Annotated in this window: 18 protein-coding genes; 13 read left to right on the top strand and 5 right to left on the bottom strand. The window is 56.7% G+C overall.

The annotated features are described in order from the left end of the window. Nucleotides 1-13 precede the first annotated feature (13 nt). The 11 genes from AC2FI9_RS04170 to AC2FI9_RS04120 all read left to right on the top strand — a co-directional run bounded on the left by AC2FI9_RS04170 (nt 14) and on the right by AC2FI9_RS04120 (nt 11,465). Nucleotides 14-307 carry a hypothetical protein gene (locus tag AC2FI9_RS04170; RefSeq protein ID WP_496765911.1) on the top strand — a complete coding sequence of 98 codons (294 nt, stop codon included), beginning with the start codon at nt 14-16 and terminating at the stop codon, nt 305-307. A 246-nt stretch (nt 308-553) separates the two neighbouring features. Then, nucleotides 554-2,497 (top strand): AMP-binding protein, encoded by a 1,944-nt coding sequence (locus AC2FI9_RS04165; RefSeq protein WP_496766098.1) that lies wholly within the window; start codon nt 554-556, stop codon nt 2,495-2,497. A 78-nt stretch (nt 2,498-2,575) separates the two neighbouring features. After that, nucleotides 2,576-3,394, top strand: a complete 819-nt coding sequence (locus AC2FI9_RS04160; RefSeq protein ID WP_496765909.1) for an ABC transporter ATP-binding protein — start codon at nt 2,576-2,578, stop codon at nt 3,392-3,394. A 29-nt stretch (nt 3,395-3,423) separates the two neighbouring features. Then, nucleotides 3,424-4,410, top strand: coding sequence for a branched-chain amino acid ABC transporter permease (locus tag AC2FI9_RS04155; protein WP_496726229.1), 987 nt, complete (start codon nt 3,424-3,426; stop codon nt 4,408-4,410). A gap of 4 nt (nt 4,411-4,414) precedes the next feature. Continuing rightward, a complete protein-coding gene (locus tag AC2FI9_RS04150; RefSeq protein ID WP_496765905.1) occupies nt 4,415-4,672 on the top strand; it encodes a hypothetical protein in 258 nt (85 codons plus the stop codon). Nucleotides 4,673-4,675: 3 nt separating this feature from the next. Continuing rightward, nucleotides 4,676-5,752 (top strand): branched-chain amino acid ABC transporter permease, encoded by a 1,077-nt coding sequence (locus tag AC2FI9_RS04145; protein ID WP_496765895.1) that lies wholly within the window; start codon nt 4,676-4,678, stop codon nt 5,750-5,752. A gap of 75 nt (nt 5,753-5,827) precedes the next feature. After that, nucleotides 5,828-7,108, top strand: a complete 1,281-nt coding sequence (locus AC2FI9_RS04140; RefSeq protein WP_496697506.1) for an ABC transporter substrate-binding protein — start codon at nt 5,828-5,830, stop codon at nt 7,106-7,108. A gap of 75 nt (nt 7,109-7,183) precedes the next feature. Beyond that, nucleotides 7,184-8,017 (top strand): ABC transporter ATP-binding protein, encoded by an 834-nt coding sequence (locus tag AC2FI9_RS04135; RefSeq protein WP_058275083.1) that lies wholly within the window; start codon nt 7,184-7,186, stop codon nt 8,015-8,017. Nucleotides 8,018-8,036: 19 nt separating this feature from the next. Further along, nucleotides 8,037-9,254 (top strand): phenylacetate--CoA ligase family protein, encoded by a 1,218-nt coding sequence (locus AC2FI9_RS04130; protein ID WP_496765892.1) that lies wholly within the window; start codon nt 8,037-8,039, stop codon nt 9,252-9,254. Nucleotides 9,255-9,373: 119 nt separating this feature from the next. Further along, a complete protein-coding gene (locus tag AC2FI9_RS04125; protein ID WP_496765887.1) occupies nt 9,374-11,038 on the top strand; it encodes an ABC transporter permease in 1,665 nt (554 codons plus the stop codon). Nucleotides 11,039-11,114: 76 nt separating this feature from the next. Further along, nucleotides 11,115-11,465, top strand: a complete 351-nt coding sequence (locus AC2FI9_RS04120; RefSeq protein WP_496765885.1) for a DUF2794 domain-containing protein — start codon at nt 11,115-11,117, stop codon at nt 11,463-11,465. Here the strand turns inward: AC2FI9_RS04120 and AC2FI9_RS04115 are convergent. The 3 genes from AC2FI9_RS04115 to AC2FI9_RS04105 form a co-directional block, all read right to left on the bottom strand. Then, nucleotides 11,462-12,199, bottom strand: coding sequence for a C40 family peptidase (locus AC2FI9_RS04115; protein ID WP_496765883.1), 738 nt, complete (start codon nt 12,197-12,199; stop codon nt 11,462-11,464). The genes AC2FI9_RS04120 and AC2FI9_RS04115 overlap by 4 nt on opposite strands. Continuing rightward, entirely contained in the window at nt 12,196-13,578 is a 1,383-nt protein-coding gene (locus AC2FI9_RS04110) for a leucyl aminopeptidase family protein (protein WP_496765881.1), read from the bottom strand. Before AC2FI9_RS04110 ends, AC2FI9_RS04115 begins: the two co-directional genes overlap by 4 nt. Nucleotides 13,579-13,641: 63 nt before the next feature. After that, the gene (locus AC2FI9_RS04105) at nt 13,642-14,022 is read right to left on the bottom strand and encodes a hypothetical protein (RefSeq protein WP_496765878.1); all 381 of its coding nucleotides are present in this window, start codon (nt 14,020-14,022) and stop codon (nt 13,642-13,644) included. A 153-nt stretch (nt 14,023-14,175) separates the two neighbouring features. Between AC2FI9_RS04105 and AC2FI9_RS04100 the strand changes: the two genes are divergently transcribed. Together AC2FI9_RS04100 and AC2FI9_RS04095 are read left to right on the top strand one after the other, a co-directional pair. Further along, on the top strand, nt 14,176-14,826 hold the full coding sequence (locus tag AC2FI9_RS04100; RefSeq protein WP_282119743.1) for a carbonic anhydrase: 651 nt from the start codon (nt 14,176-14,178) through the stop codon (nt 14,824-14,826). A gap of 104 nt (nt 14,827-14,930) precedes the next feature. After that, nucleotides 14,931-15,467 (top strand): SRPBCC family protein, encoded by a 537-nt coding sequence (locus tag AC2FI9_RS04095; protein ID WP_496765876.1) that lies wholly within the window; start codon nt 14,931-14,933, stop codon nt 15,465-15,467. Nucleotides 15,468-15,579: 112 nt separating this feature from the next. Here the strand turns inward: AC2FI9_RS04095 and AC2FI9_RS04090 are convergent, their stop codons facing one another. Continuing rightward, complete coding sequence (locus AC2FI9_RS04090) at nt 15,580-15,978, bottom strand: VOC family protein (RefSeq protein ID WP_496765875.1); 399 nt, start codon at nt 15,976-15,978, stop codon at nt 15,580-15,582. Nucleotides 15,979-15,982: 4 nt separating this feature from the next. Then, nucleotides 15,983-16,282, bottom strand: a complete 300-nt coding sequence (locus AC2FI9_RS04085) for an ArsR/SmtB family transcription factor (RefSeq protein ID WP_496765871.1) — start codon at nt 16,280-16,282, stop codon at nt 15,983-15,985. Between the last annotated feature and the right edge of the window lie 99 nt (nt 16,283-16,381).

The following is a 16,381-nucleotide window of genomic DNA, read 5'->3' as shown; positions in this document are numbered from 1 at the left end:
AAAAGAGACTTTAATGGAAAGTACGATAACGACCTCTGTTGGAAGCAGTGAATGGGAAATCGCCCCTGCAAACACTATTGCAGTTATCTTGCTGTTTGTACTGTTTATCTATTTGTTCTTTAGACACTTTATGTTTGTTCTAATGGTCATGGACGTGGGTATTGGTTGGCTTAGGAAATTTGAGTGGTTCCCCAAAGAAAAGCGGCGGCTCAAAGCTCTGTTCCACTGGATGGTCGCAAATGCGCTATTTTTTGGGTACTTATTGGTTGCGGATAAGCTCGGGTATCTTGAGTTTATCCCCACTTGAAAAATTCTCCAGCCAAGAAGCTCTTTTGACTTACGTCTGTCAGGCGGTCCGATTTCTGTACTACCACTGTTACAATTCGTAAGAATTGAGAAAACATCAGGAAAAAGTTGACGCTGATCTTTCCTGCGTCCCTTATCGGGGCGTTGGCGTCCGGGGTTGATCCCTGGTCCGCCGTTTCCGGCCCGGAGGAGGGGTCGGATGGGGAGGAGAAAGAGATTGGCTCAGACGCAGTCGGGCGCTGAAGGGATGCACTCTCTTCCGGCGCTGCTACACCGCAATGCGACCCGGTTCGGGGACGCCCCGGCCTACCGGGAAAAGGAATTCGGAATCTGGCAATGCTGGACCTGGGCCGAAACGGCCAGGGAAATCCGTGCGATTGCCCTGGGCTTTCTGGAGCTTGGCGTTGAAAAAGGCGACCACATCGCAGTGATCGGGCGCAATCGTCCGGCGCACTACTGGTCGATGGTTGCGGCTCAGATGGTGGGTGCCGTGCCGGTGCCGCTTTATCAGGACGCAGTCGCCGAAGAGATGGCCTATGTGCTGGATCATTGCGGCGCAAAATACGTCGTCTGCGGTGATCAGGAGCAGGTCGACAAGGTCATCGAGATTCAGGAGAACCTGCATCAGGTCAAACACATCCTCTACACCGACAAACGGGGGATGCGGAAATACGATCACAGCCAGATGAACGCGCTGGACGACCTGATGGCTGAGGGCAGTGCCGGGCACGCGCGCTTTGACGAGGAACTGGATCGTCGGATTGCCGAGATCGAATACGACGGCACCTGCGTCATGCTGTATACGTCGGGCACCACGGGTAAACCCAAGGGCGTGGTGCTGTCGAACCGCAACGTGATCGAAAGCGCCAAGAACTCCGCCGAGTTCGATCATTTGAACCGGAACGAAGACATCCTGTCTTACCTGCCGATGGCTTGGGTAGGCGATTTCATCTTTTCCATCGGTCAGGCCTATTGGTGTGGCTTTTGCGTAAACTGCCCCGAAAGCGCCGACACGATGATGACCGATCTGCGCGAAATCGGGCCGACTTATTTCTTCGCCCCACCACGAGTGTTTGAAACTCAGCTGACCAATGTGATGATCCGGATGGAGGACGCTGGCAAGTTGAAGCAGCGTATGTTCCATCACTTCATGGCGCATGCCAAGAAAGTAGGCGGGCTGCTGCTGGACGGTAAGCCGGTGGGGTTCGGCGACCGCGTGAAATACGCGCTGGGCAACCTGCTGGTTTACGGGCCGCTCAAGGATACACTGGGTTATGGCCGCTTCCGCGTAGGTTATACTGCGGGTGAAGCTATCGGGCCGGAGATTTTTGATTTTTACCGCTCTTTGGGCATCAACCTGAAACAGCTTTATGGTCAGACCGAAGCGACCGTATTTATCACGGTTCAACCCGATGGAGAGGTGCGCGCCGATACCGTTGGTGTGCCCGCCCCGGACGTTGAGCTGAAGATCGACGACAAGGGCGAAATCCACTACCGCTCGCCCGGTGTGTTTGTCGAGTACTATAACAACCCGGATTCCACGGCCTCGACCAAGGACGCCGAGGGATGGGTTGCCACTGGCGATGCCGGTTTCATCGAAGAAAACTCAGGACATTTGCGGATAATTGACCGCGCCAAGGACGTTGGCAAGATGGCCGACGGGTCGATGTTTGCGCCGAAATACGTCGAGAACAAGTTGAAATTCTATCCCGACATCCTTGAGGTTGTTTTGTTCGGAAACGGCAAAGACCGCTGCGTGGCCTTTATCAATATTGACCTCACAGCAGTGGGCAACTGGGCGGAACGCAACAACGTAGCCTATGCGTCTTATCAGGAACTGACTGCAAATCCCCGTGTGTTAGAGACGATTCGTAGCCATGTCGAAGAGGTGAACAAGTCTGTAGCCGCTGATGAGATGTTGTCGGGCTGTCAGGTGCATCGCTTTGTGGTTCTGCACAAAGAACTGGACGCGGATGACGGTGAGATGACCCGTACGCGGAAGGTGCGCCGCGGATTTGTCGAGGACAAGTTCAGTGACATCATCGATGCGCTTTATGACGGGTCCAAGCAGGTCTCAACCACGACCGAAGTGACCTATGAAGACGGCCGCAAGGGGTCGATCAGTGCCACGCTTGAAATCGTGGATGCGCCGGTCGTACCGGTTGCGCAGCACAAGGTGGCGGCGGAATGAGGGCCGGTCATGCGCCGCTCGACCTGCGGTCATCGCCCCGCCCGCCGTCCCGTTTTTCCGCAAGTCAGGGAGTGACTGATGCTGGATAACTCCGAAGGATATGTCACCGAAGATGGCCGCAAGATCGGCGGCGTGGTGATGGAGATGAAGAACATCACCCTGCGTTTTGGCGGTGTGGTGGCGATCAAGGATATCTCATTCGACATTCGTGAAGGCGAGATCCGCGCCATCATCGGTCCGAACGGCGCCGGTAAATCCTCGATGCTGAACGTGATTTCAGGGTTCTATATCCCGCAGGAGGGCGAGGTCTGGTTCCATGGGGCCAAGCGTCCGCAGATGCGCCCTTATGAAGTTGCGCGGCAAGGTATTGCCCGGACGTTCCAGAACATTGCCCTTTTCGAAGGCATGAGCGTGCTGGACAACGTCATGACCGGGCGGCTGAACTATATGAAAACCAACCTCTTTCAGCAGGCCCTGTGGAAGGGCAAGGCTGAGGCGGAAGAGGTTGAAAACCGCGAAGCGGTCGAGAAAATCATCGACTTTCTCGAAATTCAGCACATCCGTAAAACTCCGGTATCCCGTCTGCCATACGGTCTGAAAAAGCGGGTCGAACTGGCTCGTGCGCTGGCGGCGGAACCCAAACTGTTGCTGCTGGATGAACCTATGGCCGGCATGAACGTTGAAGAGAAAGAGGACATGAGCCGCTTTATCCTCGACGTGAATGACGAGTTTGGCACCACCATCGCGCTAATCGAGCATGACATGGGTGTTGTGATGGACCTGAGCGATCGGGTGGTCGTGATGGATTACGGCAAGAAGATCGGCGACGGCACCCCGGATGAGGTGCGCAGCAATCAGGAAGTCATCGACGCCTATCTGGGGGTAAGTCATGACTGAGCAACTGACAGACATGAGAGGGGGCACACATGCCTGATCAGCTGATTTTCGCGATGGAGGTTTTCCTCAACGGTCTTATGGCCGGTGTGCTGTACGCTCTGGTCGCGCTGGGCTTTGTATTGATCTACAAAGCGTCCGGAATCTTCAACTACGCCCAAGGGGTTATGGCCCTGTTTGCCGCCATGACGCTTGTGGGGATCATGAACGGGCAGGTCCCGTTTGCCCACCTGATCAACGCTACTTTCGGGACTCATATCCACAAGTTCGGATGGAATGTGCCAGCGTTTGTGGCGATTATCCTGACGATGGGTGTCATGGTTCTGCTGGCCTGGGCGGTACAGCGCTTTGTGATGCGGCATTTGGTCGGTCAAGAGCCGATCATCCTGTTCATGGCGACCATCGGTCTGGCCTATTTCCTTGAGGGCGTGGCTGACCTGATGTGGGGATCCGAGATCAAGACATTGGATGTCGGTCTGCCACAGGGCATCAACCTTTGGATCGACGAGACCACGTTCAACATCTTCGGTTACGGCTTCTTTATCGACAATCTGGACATTGTGGCGACGGTGATTGCCGCGCTTCTGGTGACCGCACTGGTTGCATTCAGCCAATACACCAAGCAGGGCCGGGCGATGCGCGCCGTGGCGGATGACCACCAGGCGGCTCTGTCGGTCGGCATCTCGCTGAACTTCATCTGGATTATGGTGTGGTCGGTTGCGGGTTTTGTCGCACTGGTTGCAGGCATCATGTGGGGCACCAAATCGGGCGTGCAGTTTTCACTGTCACTGATCGCGCTCAAGGCGCTGCCGGTGCTGATGTTGGGCGGGTTCACCTCGATCCCCGGTGCCATCGTCGGCGGGTTGATCATTGGTGTGGGCGAGAAACTGTTCGAGTTTGCCATCGGCCCGCTGGTCGGCGGAGCGACCGAAAACTGGTTTGCGTACGTACTGGCGCTGATCTTCCTCGTGTTCAGGCCGCAAGGTCTGTTCGGTGAGAAGATCATCGAGAGGGTCTAGCGGCATGACCAAGCTGATCGCCATCATCAACGTGATCGCATGGGCCGGGTTCTGGGCTTTTGGCTACATCGCGCTCACTTCGGATGATTTGACTGAAGGCCAGTTGGTGATTGCAGCAATTCTGGCTTTTGCCGGGCTCGCCATGGGCATCCTGGCCTACATGAAACTTGTGCGCGCCTCAGAGGCGAGCGGATATGCAAAAGGCTCCAAGCAGCTGGACGCCGAGGCCCGCAACCGGGCGCAGGAAGAATGGGGAAAGTAAGACATGTTTTATCGTGAGGCCGGGGATTTCAAAACCTCCTACACAGATGACAGCCAAACCTTTCCGATCAAGTTCGACCGGTATCGGTATTATGTGGTTCTGGCGGTGGCTTTCGGGATAATTCCCTTCGTCATCAATGACTACTGGGCCAACGCGCTGTTACTGCCCTTTTTGATTTATGCCATTGCGGCAATCGGGTTGAACATTCTTGTGGGGTATTGCGGGCAGGTATCCTTGGGTACCGGTGGCTTCATGGCTGTGGGCGCCTATGCCTGCTACAAGCTGATGACCTCATTCCCGGATGTCAGCATGTTCATCCATGTCATTCTTGCCGGCGGCATAACGGCCTTTGTCGGGGTGCTGTTCGGCCTGCCGAGCCTGCGGATCAAGGGGTTCTATCTCGCGGTGGCCACGTTGGCGGCGCAGTTCTTCCTTGTGTGGCTCTTCAACCGGGTGCCGTGGTTCTACAATTATTCTGCCTCGGGTCAGATCAACGCACCGGAACGGGATGTTTTCGGCATCATCATCACCGGCCCAAATGCCCCTGCTTGGGCCACCTATATGTTCTGCCTGATTTTCCTGGCCGTCAGTGCCCTGATCGCGCGCAACCTGACGCGCGGCACGACGGGCCGGACATGGATGGCGATCCGTGACATGGACATCGCGGCAGAGATCATTGGGGTGAACCCACTAAAGGCCAAGATGAGCGCCTTTGCCGTCAGCTCGTTCTTCATCGGTATCGCGGGCGCGCTGTTCTTCGCGGTCTATCTAGGCGCGGTCGAGGTTGGCGAAGTCTTTGGTATCCAGAAATCGTTCCTGGTCCTGTTCATGATCATTATTGGCGGGTTAGGGTCTATTTTCGGATCGTTCGCCGGTGCAGCTTTCCTTGTTTTGCTGCCGGTGGTCCTGAAAGTGGTGGGCGTCGACGTTCTGGGCTGGCCCACGGATATCGTGGCGCATCTGCAGCTGGTGATCGTGGGCGCGCTGATCATCATGTTCCTGATCCTGGAACCGCACGGGCTGGCGCAGCTGTGGCGTGTGGCGAAAGAAAAACTCAGACTATGGCCGTTCCCACACTAAGGGATCGGCCCAAGGAAAAAACGGGCGGAACAAGCCTGAATGCAACATCGGACTAACCAAGGGAGGAGACACCCGATGAAATTGAAACTGGCAACCGCGGCGCTGAGCGCCCTGATGGCTGCAGGACCCGCTCTGGCGGATCTTGTGATCCCCGATTTGAGCTATCGTACCGGGCCTTACGCCGCTGGCGGTATTCCGTTCTCGGATGGCTACAACGACTATTTCACTCTGCTGAATGAGCGCGATGGCGGCATCGGCGGTGTTCCGATCCGCATGGTCGAATGCGAAACCGGCTACAACACCGAAAAAGGCGTTGAGTGCTATGAATCCACCAAGGGCGAAGGCGCATTGGTGTACCAGCCGCTGTCGACAGGCATCACCTATCAGCTGATCCCAAAAGTTACTGCGGATGATATTCCGTTGCACACGATGGGTTATGGTCGAACTTCGGCCAAGAACGGCGATGTGTTTAGCCACACCTTCAACTATCCCGCCAACTACTGGGACGGGGCCTCGGGTGCGGTCAACTATCTGCTTGAGGAAAACGGTGGTGATCTGAGCGGCAAGAAAATCGCACTGGTCTACCACAACTCGGCCTATGGTAAGGAACCGATCCGCACGCTGGAAGAGCTGTCCAAGAAGCACGGTTTTGAACTGGTCGCCCTGCCGGTCGATCACCCGGGTCAGGAACAGAAGTCACAATGGCTGCAAATCCGCCGTGATCGTCCCGACTATGTCCTAATGTGGGGCTGGGGCGTGATGAACCAGGTTGCTGTGCAAGAGGCCGCCAACATCCGGTTCCCGATGGAAAACTTCATCGGTATCTGGTGGTCCGGTTCGGAGAACGATGTGCTGCCAGCGGGCGAAGCCGCCAATGGCTATAAGGCGCTGACCTTCCACAACGTGGGCACGGACTTCCCGGTCTTTGACGATCTGCAGAAACACGTTGTCGACGCAGGCAAGGCTGCAGGCGCGGGCGATCAGGTAGGCACGGTTCTGTACAACCGTGGCCTGTACGCGGCTGTTCTGGCTGCCGAAGCCATCAAGAAAGCCCAGGAAATCTCCGGCAATGCGGAAATCACCCCGTCAGAGATGCGTGCCGGTATGGAAGCACTGGAGATGACTGAAGAGAAGATGGCCGAACTGGGCCTGGCAAACTTCGGTCCGACCTTCTCGGTCTCCTGCGAAAACCACGGCGGCGACGCCCTTGTGGGTGTGACGCAGTGGGATGCAGCAAACAAGACCTGGACGCTGATCTCGGACTTCAAGCAGACCGATGGTGAAGTGATCGGCGCGCTAATCGATGAAGATTCTGCGGCTTATGCAGCAGAAAACAACATTGAAGGGCGTTGCTGATACAGCGCTTTGAACAACCCGGGGCGGCGGCAGACCGCCGTCCCGAACCCCACACTCGCTTAAGGACACGCGCAGATGCTGGATGCGGCACAAACCACTGACACCAAGTCGGAAACCCTGCTTGAGGTCAACAATATCGAGGTGATCTATAATCACGTGATCCTCGTTCTGAAAGGCGTCAGCCTGACTGTGCCCAAGGGCGGTATCACGGCCCTGCTGGGCGGCAATGGCGCGGGTAAGACGACAACGCTCAAGGCGGTGTCGAACCTTTTGCATTCGGAACGCGGTGAAGTCACTAAAGGTACGATCGAATATCGCGGCACCAGCGTGCATGAAAGCGATCCTGCCGATCTGGTGGAAAAGGGCGTCATCCAGGTGATGGAAGGCCGCCATTGTTTTGAACACCTGACGGTTGAAGAAAATCTGCTGACCGGGGCCTATACCCGCAAGGATGGCAAGGCCGCCATCCAGCAGGACCTTGAACTGGTCTACACGTATTTTCCTCGTCTGAAAGAACGCCGCCGGTCGCAGGCAGGCTACACTTCAGGTGGTGAGCAACAGATGGTTGCAATGGGCCGAGCTTTGATGTCGCGGCCCGAGACGATCCTGCTGGACGAACCCTCGATGGGTCTGGCGCCGCAGCTGGTCGAAGAGATCTTCGGTATCGTGAAGGACCTGAACGAGAAAGAAGGTGTTTCTTTCCTGTTGGCCGAACAGAACACCAATGTGGCTCTAAGGTTTGCCCATTACGGCTATATTCTGGAATCCGGGCGCGTCGTGATGGACGGTCCGGCAGCAGATTTGCGCGAAAACCCGGACGTGAAAGAGTTCTATCTGGGCATGTCCGACGAAGGCCGCAAAAGCTTCCGTGACGTGCGATCTTACCGCCGCCGCAAGAGGTGGTTGTAAGCGAATGGAGGATCTGGCGATGACCTACTACGACGCTCTTGAAACCCGATCAGCCGATGAACGCTCCGCCGATCAGGCACAGGCGCTGCGTACTCAGATTGACCGCGCCCTGTCCGCTCCGGGCTTTGCTGCGCATCTGGCGGATGCGGATGCCAGCGCGGTGATTTCAGCCGACGATCTGGTGAAACTGCCGGTATTGCGGAAATCCGATCTGGCGCAAGCACAGGCGTCGCGTCCGCCATTCGGCGGATTTACCGTCAAACCAGCCCGACATTTCCATCATGTGTTCCAGTCTCCCGGTCCGATCTATGAGCCCGGCAGTACGGATCATGACTGGTGGCGCATGGGGCGTTTCCTGAACGCCGCCGGCGTCGGACCCGGAGATATCGTGCAAAACTGTTTCGGCTATCACCTCACGCCAGCTGGTATGATTTTTGAGAGCGGCGCGCGCGCGGTAGGGGCCGCTGTGCTGCCAGCGGGTACCGGTCAGACCGAATTGCAGGTGACAGCAGCGCGCGATGTGGGCTGCACGTCCTATGCGGGCACACCGGACTATCTGAAGGTCATTCTGGACAAGGCAGATGAGATGGGCGTGGCCCTGAACTTCTCGAAGGCTGTTGTGGGCGGCGGCGCGCTGTTCCCATCTTTGCGTCAGGATTATGCTGATCGGGGTATTTCCTGCCTGCAATGCTATGCCACGGCCGATCTGGGCAACATCGCCTATGAAAGCGCCGCGATGGAAGGGATGATCATCGACGAACATGTCATCATCGAGGTTGTCACCCCTGGCACCGGAACACCGGTAGAGCCGGGTGAGGTGGGTGAGGTTGTGGTGACCTCTTTGAACCCCGATTACCCGCTGATCCGCTTTGCCACGGGTGATCTGTCCGCGATCATGCCGGGTGTTTCACCCTGTGGGCGGACCAACCTTCGGATCAAGGGTTGGATGGGTCGCGCGGACCAGACCACCAAGATCAAGGGCATGTTTGTGCGTCCTGAACAGGTGGCAGCATTGGTCGATAAGCACGAGGAAATCGTCAAAGCCCGTGTCATCGCTGCCCGACAGGGTGAGATGGACACGATGACCGTTCAGATCGAAAGCGCAGGCGGAGACGACATGGCCTATGCCAAATCCGTGGTCGAGGTGCTGAAACTGAAAGGCGCAATCGAGGTTGTAACCCCCGGATCACTGCCGAAGGACGGGTTGGTGATCGAGGATCAGCGCGTTTACGAATAACCCCGAGCCATGTCTGCGGCAGTATGTGCCGCAGATTTGTTTTTCCTGCACTGGTGTTTCTTAGCATTTTGGTCGATTAAAGGCTGATCAATAGCCAACGCCAGTCACAATCCGGGTCCATGGCCGAAATCGACTATTCAGAACACGGGAAACGCAATCGCGGCGCGCTGGGCACCCGGTTGGTGGCCACTGTGGCTTATATGGTAGCAGCCGCTTGTCTTCTGCCCATGGTTGCGGTTGTTCTGGCGGCAGTGACGGGCGGTACGGATACGGTCTCACATCTGTTTGAGACGGTTTTACCCGGTTATGCGCTAACAACCGTGATCCTTGTCGTTTTGGTGGCTATCGGCACGTTCTCTATCGGGGTCGGCGCGGCGTGGCTGGTCACGATGACGCGCTTCCCTGGGGTGCGCTTTCTGGAAATTGCACTGGTCTTGCCGCTGGCCTTTCCAGCCTATGTTCTGGCTTATGCCTATACTTTCATTCTGGATCATCCTGGTATCGTGCAGACCACGCTGCGCGACGTGACGGGTTGGGGGCCGCGCGACTATTGGTTCCCGGAAATCCGATCGACCGAGGGCGCGGCGGCGATGCTGATCCTTGTGCTCTACCCTTATGTATACCTGCTGGCGCGAGCCGCGTTTTTGCAACAAAGCGCCACCGCTTTTCTGGCCGCCCGTGCGCTGGGCAAAAGCCCGTGGTTGGCATTCTGGCATGTCTCGCTGCCGATGGCTCGTCCAGCCATTGCCGGGGGTGTCCTGCTGGCCATCATGGAAACCATCGCTGATTTCGGCACGGTCGCCTATTTCGGTGTTCAGACCTTTGCCACCGGTATCTACACAAGCTGGTTCTCGATCGGCGACCGAGCGGCTGCGGCGCAGTTGGCTTTGTGCCTGCTGGGTTTTGCGCTGGTCATGGCCGTGGCCGAGCGGACGCAGCGCGGCAAGGCAAAGTACTATCAAGCAGGCAAAAGCCATGCGTCCCTGCCTTCGGCGCAGCTTAAGGGCTGGCAATCCGCAGCAGCCATAACCTTGTGCGCTATTCCAGTGGTACTGGGGTTCTTGCTGCCGGTATTTATCTTGATCCAGATGGGCCTGACCTCGGAACAAAACCTGCTGTCTCGGCGATATATCGGGTTCATTCAAAACTCGCTGACACTTGCAGGAGTGGCCGCCGTGGTTACGGTCTGCGCCGCGATCTGTGTTGGGTTCTTTCAGCGCCTTCGTCCGGGTCGAGGATCATCGACCACAGGCTATCTGGCGCGGTTGGGCTATGCGGTGCCCGGCGGCGTGATCGCTGTTGGCCTGATGGTACCCTTCGCCAGATTCGACAACGCGCTGGATTCGTGGATGCGCCAGACGTTCGACGTCTCGACAGGTCTGCTGGTGACGGGTTCGATCTGGTTGCTGGTGGCAGCTTACATGGTGCGCTTTCTGGCGGCAGCGCTCAGCGCGTATGAGGGTGGGCAGAGCACAGTGCACGCCAATATGGATGCTGCGTCCCGGTCTTTGGGCCAATCGCCGCTGGGCACCTTGCGCCGTGTGCATTTGCCAATCCTGACACCCTCATTGCTGACGGCCTTGTTGATCGTGTTTGTGGACGTGATGAAAGAGCTGCCCGCGACCCTGATCATGCGCCCATTCAACTTTGATACGCTTGCGGTCCAGGCCTATCGTCTGGCCTCGGACGAACGGTTGGAGGGGGCAGCGGTACCCTCGCTTGTGATCCTGGCCGTTGGGCTTTTGCCGGTGATTCTAATCTGTCGACAAGTTGGGCGACGGTAAGGCGAAACGATTCAAAATTACCACACCTGTTGGCACCGGACTTGATTCAAATGCGTTTTCCGGCAAGGCTGAGGGTATGAACATGCAGCCTCCCAGCCGGTTTTCTGCAAACTCGGCCCAGATGCCCGTCGCGTTCGACCGGCGCGAGATGTCACATATCCTGTCCGTCTATGGCAAGATGGTCGCCGCCGGAGAATGGCGCGACTATGGTATTTCCAACCTGCGCGACATGGCGGTTTTTTCCATTTTCAGACGCACGGCAGAGCATCCGATCTACCGGGTTGAAAAACACCCTCGTCTGCGATCCAAACAGGGGATGTATTCAGTGATCGGCATGGACGGGCGGATCCTGAAGCGAGGCCATGACCTGCGCAACGTGCTGCGCGTGTTGGAACGCAAGCTGATCCGGTCTGTCGACCTTGATTAGAGCCTTTTGTGGGAAGTTACTGGCCCGTCGCCCTGCTCCAGAATCCGTGTGATTGCTTGATCCATCGGCTCGAACGTCACATCCATGTGGTAGGCGTTGGCGTGAAGCAGCATGTTCTCACCATAGACCCATGCCACGTGACCTTTCCAGAACAATAGATCCCCGCGCTTTGGTTCAGTTCCGGCAGGCAGCGCCGTACCCAGTTCGCGTTCCTGATCACTGCTATCACCGGGGCAGGGTATGCCGCAGGCCAGTAAACCGGCCTGAACCAACCCAGAACAATCAATACCGAAGCAACTGTTTCCCCCCCAAAGATAGGGCGTGCCCAGAAATAGCTCGGCCACCGCTACGGGGTCGGTCAGGTGCGTTGCTCTGAGTTTGGCGTGAATCGCCGGAATGAACCCCAGTTCAGTTTCCAGAAATCTATTCTGTTCCGACAGCACGCATAATTTGCTGCCAAAACTCAGCGATACGCGGTCCGGGCTTTTCATGTCGGGCCGTTGATAGGCATGTGTCGCGGGCGCGGTGACCCAGTGGGTCTGTTGCGCCTCAGGCCCCAGTTGATCGGACCTGACCCAACCGGGATAGCCATCCTTGACCGAGGTGATCCAGCTCCACCCATCGGTATCGTCAACAACATCTACCGGGTCGCTAAACAACAGCTGCCGATCCCTTGGGCCATTCGGGCTGCGCAACAAATCAACAACCGGCTTTATGACGCGCAGGCGGGTCATAGGTTCAGAATCTCGGGCAGGGCGGTCAGCACGGCACGCGGCCCTTGGCCCAGACCGCCCTTGCTGCGTCCGGGGGCTTTGCTGGGCTGCCAGGAATAGATGTCGAAATGCATATAGCGGCTGTCACCCACAAAGCGGCGCAGGAACAGGGCCGCGGTGATCGAGCCTGCGAACCCACCTAATGGAGCATTGTCCAAATCAGCAATGCCGGGTTCGATCATCGCCTCATAGGGTTCATGGAAAGGCATCCGCCAGACAGGGTCGGCCGATTGCCGACCAGCGTTGGCCAGCGCGTCTGCCGCGCCATCGTCATCGGTGTAAAAGGGCGCCAGATCGGGACCAACCGCCACGCGCGCGGCACCGGTCAACGTCGCCATCGAGATGATCAGGTCAGGTTCACCCTCATCCGCCAGCGCCAATGCGTCGGCCAGAACCAACCGCCCTTCGGCGTCGGTGTTGTTGATCTCCACCGTCAGACCTTTGCGCGAGGTCAGGATATCCCCCGGACGGAAGGCATTCCCTGCGACCGAGTTCTCGACTGCCGGGATCAGCACGCGCAGTTGTACAGGTAGCTTTAGTGCCATGATCATCCGTGCCAGACCCAGCACATTGGCCGCACCGCCCATGTCCTTTTTCATCAGGGACATCGAATTCCCTGGTTTCAGATTCAGTCCGCCAGTGTCAAAGCACACACCTTTGCCGACAAGGGTCAGTTTGGGCCCGGTGTTGCCCCATGTCATCTCGATCAGGCGCGGTGTTTGCGCGGCGGCGCGTCCGACCGTGTGAATCAGTGGGAAATTCTGGTCCAGCAGGGCGTCGCCTTGAATCGTCGAACATGTCGCGCCGAATTCCTGCGTCAAATCCTCGGCCGCGGCCTGCAGCTGATCCGGTCCCATGTCCGAGGCCGGTGTGTTGACCAAATCGCGGGTCAGCGCCTCGGCACTGGCCAGCGCCTCAATCCGCGCGGCATCAACACCTTCCGGTGCGACGAGGCGCGCCTTGGCGGGTGATTGATTGGCGTAACGGTTAAAGGCATATCCTGTGAACAACCAACCAAGGCACTCGTTGCTTATCGCATCAGCGGGCACACCTGATGCGATGTGATAGGTTCCCTTCCGCAAGGCTTCGGCCGCCGCTGCCAACGGGAACCGTTTGCGCGCGCGCTTGCTGCTATTGCCATAACCCGCCAAGGCCATTTGGGGCGCACCATCTGATTGAGGGATCAGCAGAGCCTGTCCCATGGCCCCGGTGAATCCATTGGCCTCGACCCACGATGCGATGTGGCTTGGCTGGTCTTGCAGCCAATTGTCGAGATCGGGTTGCGAAATGACATGCAGCGGAACAGAGGGTTCGGACGGCGAAGCGAAGGACAGGGTCATGTGTATCTCGGCTGGTTCGAATTGCGCCCAGCCTAGCCGCCCACGATCCGTCCGCAAGCCCCGTCAGAGGGAAAGATCCTGCTGATCCCAGATCACGGTCAGTGATTTCTCACCTACGCGGATCAGGCGCGACAGGGTGGCCCCCGTCGCGACCGCATCCCCAACATCCACCGATTGCGCCACATCACCGGCGACTCGGGCCAGCGCCGTCATGCCAATCTGTTCGGCAATGGCCACCAGTGACCGCGCACATTTGCGCAGCCCGGCCCAGTCGCGTTGACGCCAAAACTGCTCGCAGTTTGACAGGCGCACGGCCAATTCCTCTACCGTACGGCACAAAACATCCAATGCGTTCTTGTCGCCCAATTGGTGATACAGCCCGTTCAAGCGGTCCGTATCCAGCCAAACGGTTTCTTTTTGTTCAAGCGTGACTATTTTATCCACCACATCTACCCCAATTTTCTACGCCCCCACGGCATAGCTGGACATTGACGGTAGAATCCTTTGCAAAACCTTGCGTCGATGCTGGAAAATGGGTCGAATTTTCTACGAATTCAGGTTACAGCAGCCGGCAGATACAAGAACGGGGACATGAGAATGGACTTAGCCAAACCTCTGCCGACCTACCTGGTCAAGCGGTATCACGGATGGAAAGCCACCACCTATTCAGAAAATCAGGTCTGGTATCGCCGCCTGGCGACCGAGGGACAGCGCCCGCGCGCGATGGTGATTTCATGCTGTGACAGCCGGGTTCACGTAACATCGATCTTCGGCGCTGATCAGGGCGAGTTCTTTATTCACCGCAACATCGCCAACCTTGTGCCGCCTTACGCCCCTGATGGCGATCACCACGGCACCAGTGCGGCAATCGAATACGCGGTTACGGCGCTGAAAGTTGCGCACCTGATCGTTCTGGGCCACTCGCAATGCGGAGGTGTTCAGGGCTGCATCGACATGTGCAAGGGAAAAGCCCCGCAACTGGAGGCGAAAGAAAGCTTTGTTGGCCGCTGGATGGATATCCTGAAACCGAAATATGATTTGGTTGCCGATGTTGAAGACAGCGTCGATCAGGCACGGCAGTTTGAACGGCAGGCAGTCGTTGCATCGCTGGAGAACCTGATGACCTTTCCCTTCGTTTCATCTGCGGTAGATGACGGCTCGCTGAGCTTGCATGGGCTGTGGACCGACATCGGTGAAGGTGGCCTGCAATGCTATGACCCGGCTGAGAAGAAATTCGTGGTTGTCTAAACGGGCTGACATCTGAGAGTTTTCGAATGGCGCGGATCAGGTCTCTGATTTCGCGCCATTTTTTGCTATGATCGAAAACACACTCTTTCGATCAGGAGCGCGTCATGCGATTCATAAAACGTATTTTCATCACTCTGCTTGTTCTTATTCTGGTTCTGGTTGGTGTGTCTTACCTTTTGCCGGGCAAGGCCGAACTGTCCCGCAGCATCACGATCAACGCACCCGCCAGCGCTATCTTTCCTTACGTGAATTCGATGCAGGAAACTGAAAAATGGTCACCTTGGTTGACGCGCGATCCCGAAACCCAGCTGTCCTACAGCGGCCCCGAGGCGGGCGTTGGCAACACCTTGAATTGGGCATCTGAACACCCGCAGGTTGGTACTGGGTCACAGGAAATCGTCGAAAGCGTTCCGGATCAAACCGTCATAACGGCGCTTGATTTCGGTCCGATGGGGTCCGCATCGGCCTCCTTCGATCTGACGCCCGAGGGTGAACAGACTCAGGTGACTTGGGGGTTCGAATCCGATCTAGGCATGAACCCCATGTCGCGCTGGATGGGCCTGATGATGGATAAGTGGGTCGGCGGAGATTACGAGCGCGGTCTGACAAACCTCAAGGCATTGGTTGAGCAGCAGGGGTGATTGGCAGAAGCTCTCATTTTTGTTCGAGTCGATTCTGCCGGATACTGCGATTTAACCGAACGGCTTTTAGATGCCGTTCGGAAGGAGATCATGGTGACTAATTTGACGTTTACTATTGGGCAGTGTCCATCATCTGGATCAATTGAATGAGGTTCCCACAGGTATCGTCAAAGATCGCCATGCGAACCGGTCCGGCATCCATTGGCTCAACAGTGAACCCTACGCCAAGATCGCCCAGCCTTTTCCTTTCTTCATCCAGGTCTTTCACCTGAAACGAATGTGCAGGGATACCGTCAGAGACAAGTGCTTCTTTATAAGGTTTCACAGCAGGGTGGTCGCTTGGTTCAAGCAACAACTCTTTTCCTTCGGGTTCTTCGCTTGACGCCACTGTCAGCCAACGATTTTCACCCAACGGGATATTGTTCTTAACTGTGAAGCCGAGAGTATCAGTATAGAATTTTTCTGCCTTGTCTTGGTCGTCGACAAAAACGTTGGTCACATAGATTTTCATTTTTCTATCCCTTCTGTTTGTATTTCATGAGCCATGATGCCGCGGCGATATGATCTTCGTTGACGATTAGCGAATGGGCTTTCGTCCGCCCCCTCCATGTGGTCTCGATCAAACCAGCCTTCTCCAAAACGGTGAGATGCTGGGAAACCGTCTGGCGGGACAAAGCGATGCCATCCTCTGCAACCGATGCCGCGCATACCTCGAACAATGACTGAGCCGTTTGTTTGCTCAGATGGTCGATGATGCGGCGGCGCGTGCTGTCGGAGAGAGCTTTGAAAATAAGATCGAGGTGATCATCTGTCATCGAAATCAATATGCAGTAAACTTACTGCATATCAAGTTTGATTGCAAAGCGGGCTGAACATTTGGCCAAGAAAACAGCAAAAAGGCTGCAGAAAGCAGG

It is taken from the genome of Ruegeria sp. CDSA246 (assembly GCF_059611225.1).
The sequence above is the reverse complement of the archived record's forward strand: the minus strand, read 5'-3'. Positions and strand labels throughout refer to the sequence as shown.

Excerpts from the sequence above, each read along its gene's own strand:
- AC2FI9_RS04130 (WP_496765892.1), top strand. The coding sequence starts at position 8,037 with ATGACCTACTACGACGCTCTTGAAACCCGATCAGCCGATGAACGCTCC.
- AC2FI9_RS04155 (WP_496726229.1), top strand. The coding sequence starts at position 3,424 with ATGCCTGATCAGCTGATTTTCGCGATGGAGGTTTTCCTCAACGGTCTT.
- AC2FI9_RS04085 (WP_496765871.1), bottom strand. The coding sequence starts at position 16,282 with ATGACAGATGATCACCTCGATCTTATTTTCAAAGCTCTCTCCGACAGC.
- AC2FI9_RS04150 (WP_496765905.1), top strand. The coding sequence starts at position 4,415 with ATGACCAAGCTGATCGCCATCATCAACGTGATCGCATGGGCCGGGTTC.
- AC2FI9_RS04110 (WP_496765881.1), bottom strand. The coding sequence starts at position 13,578 with ATGACCCTGTCCTTCGCTTCGCCGTCCGAACCCTCTGTTCCGCTGCAT.
- AC2FI9_RS04120 (WP_496765885.1), top strand. The coding sequence starts at position 11,115 with ATGAACATGCAGCCTCCCAGCCGGTTTTCTGCAAACTCGGCCCAGATG.
- AC2FI9_RS04145 (WP_496765895.1), top strand. The coding sequence starts at position 4,676 with ATGTTTTATCGTGAGGCCGGGGATTTCAAAACCTCCTACACAGATGAC.
- AC2FI9_RS04125 (WP_496765887.1), top strand. The coding sequence starts at position 9,374 with ATGGCCGAAATCGACTATTCAGAACACGGGAAACGCAATCGCGGCGCG.
- AC2FI9_RS04100 (WP_282119743.1), top strand. The coding sequence starts at position 14,176 with ATGGACTTAGCCAAACCTCTGCCGACCTACCTGGTCAAGCGGTATCAC.
- AC2FI9_RS04170 (WP_496765911.1), top strand. The coding sequence starts at position 14 with ATGGAAAGTACGATAACGACCTCTGTTGGAAGCAGTGAATGGGAAATC.
- AC2FI9_RS04165 (WP_496766098.1), top strand. The coding sequence starts at position 554 with ATGCACTCTCTTCCGGCGCTGCTACACCGCAATGCGACCCGGTTCGGG.
- AC2FI9_RS04115 (WP_496765883.1), bottom strand. The coding sequence starts at position 12,199 with ATGACCCGCCTGCGCGTCATAAAGCCGGTTGTTGATTTGTTGCGCAGC.
- AC2FI9_RS04160 (WP_496765909.1), top strand. The coding sequence starts at position 2,576 with ATGCTGGATAACTCCGAAGGATATGTCACCGAAGATGGCCGCAAGATC.
- AC2FI9_RS04140 (WP_496697506.1), top strand. The coding sequence starts at position 5,828 with ATGAAATTGAAACTGGCAACCGCGGCGCTGAGCGCCCTGATGGCTGCA.
- AC2FI9_RS04135 (WP_058275083.1), top strand. The coding sequence starts at position 7,184 with ATGCTGGATGCGGCACAAACCACTGACACCAAGTCGGAAACCCTGCTT.
- AC2FI9_RS04090 (WP_496765875.1), bottom strand. The coding sequence starts at position 15,978 with ATGAAAATCTATGTGACCAACGTTTTTGTCGACGACCAAGACAAGGCA.
- AC2FI9_RS04095 (WP_496765876.1), top strand. The coding sequence starts at position 14,931 with ATGCGATTCATAAAACGTATTTTCATCACTCTGCTTGTTCTTATTCTG.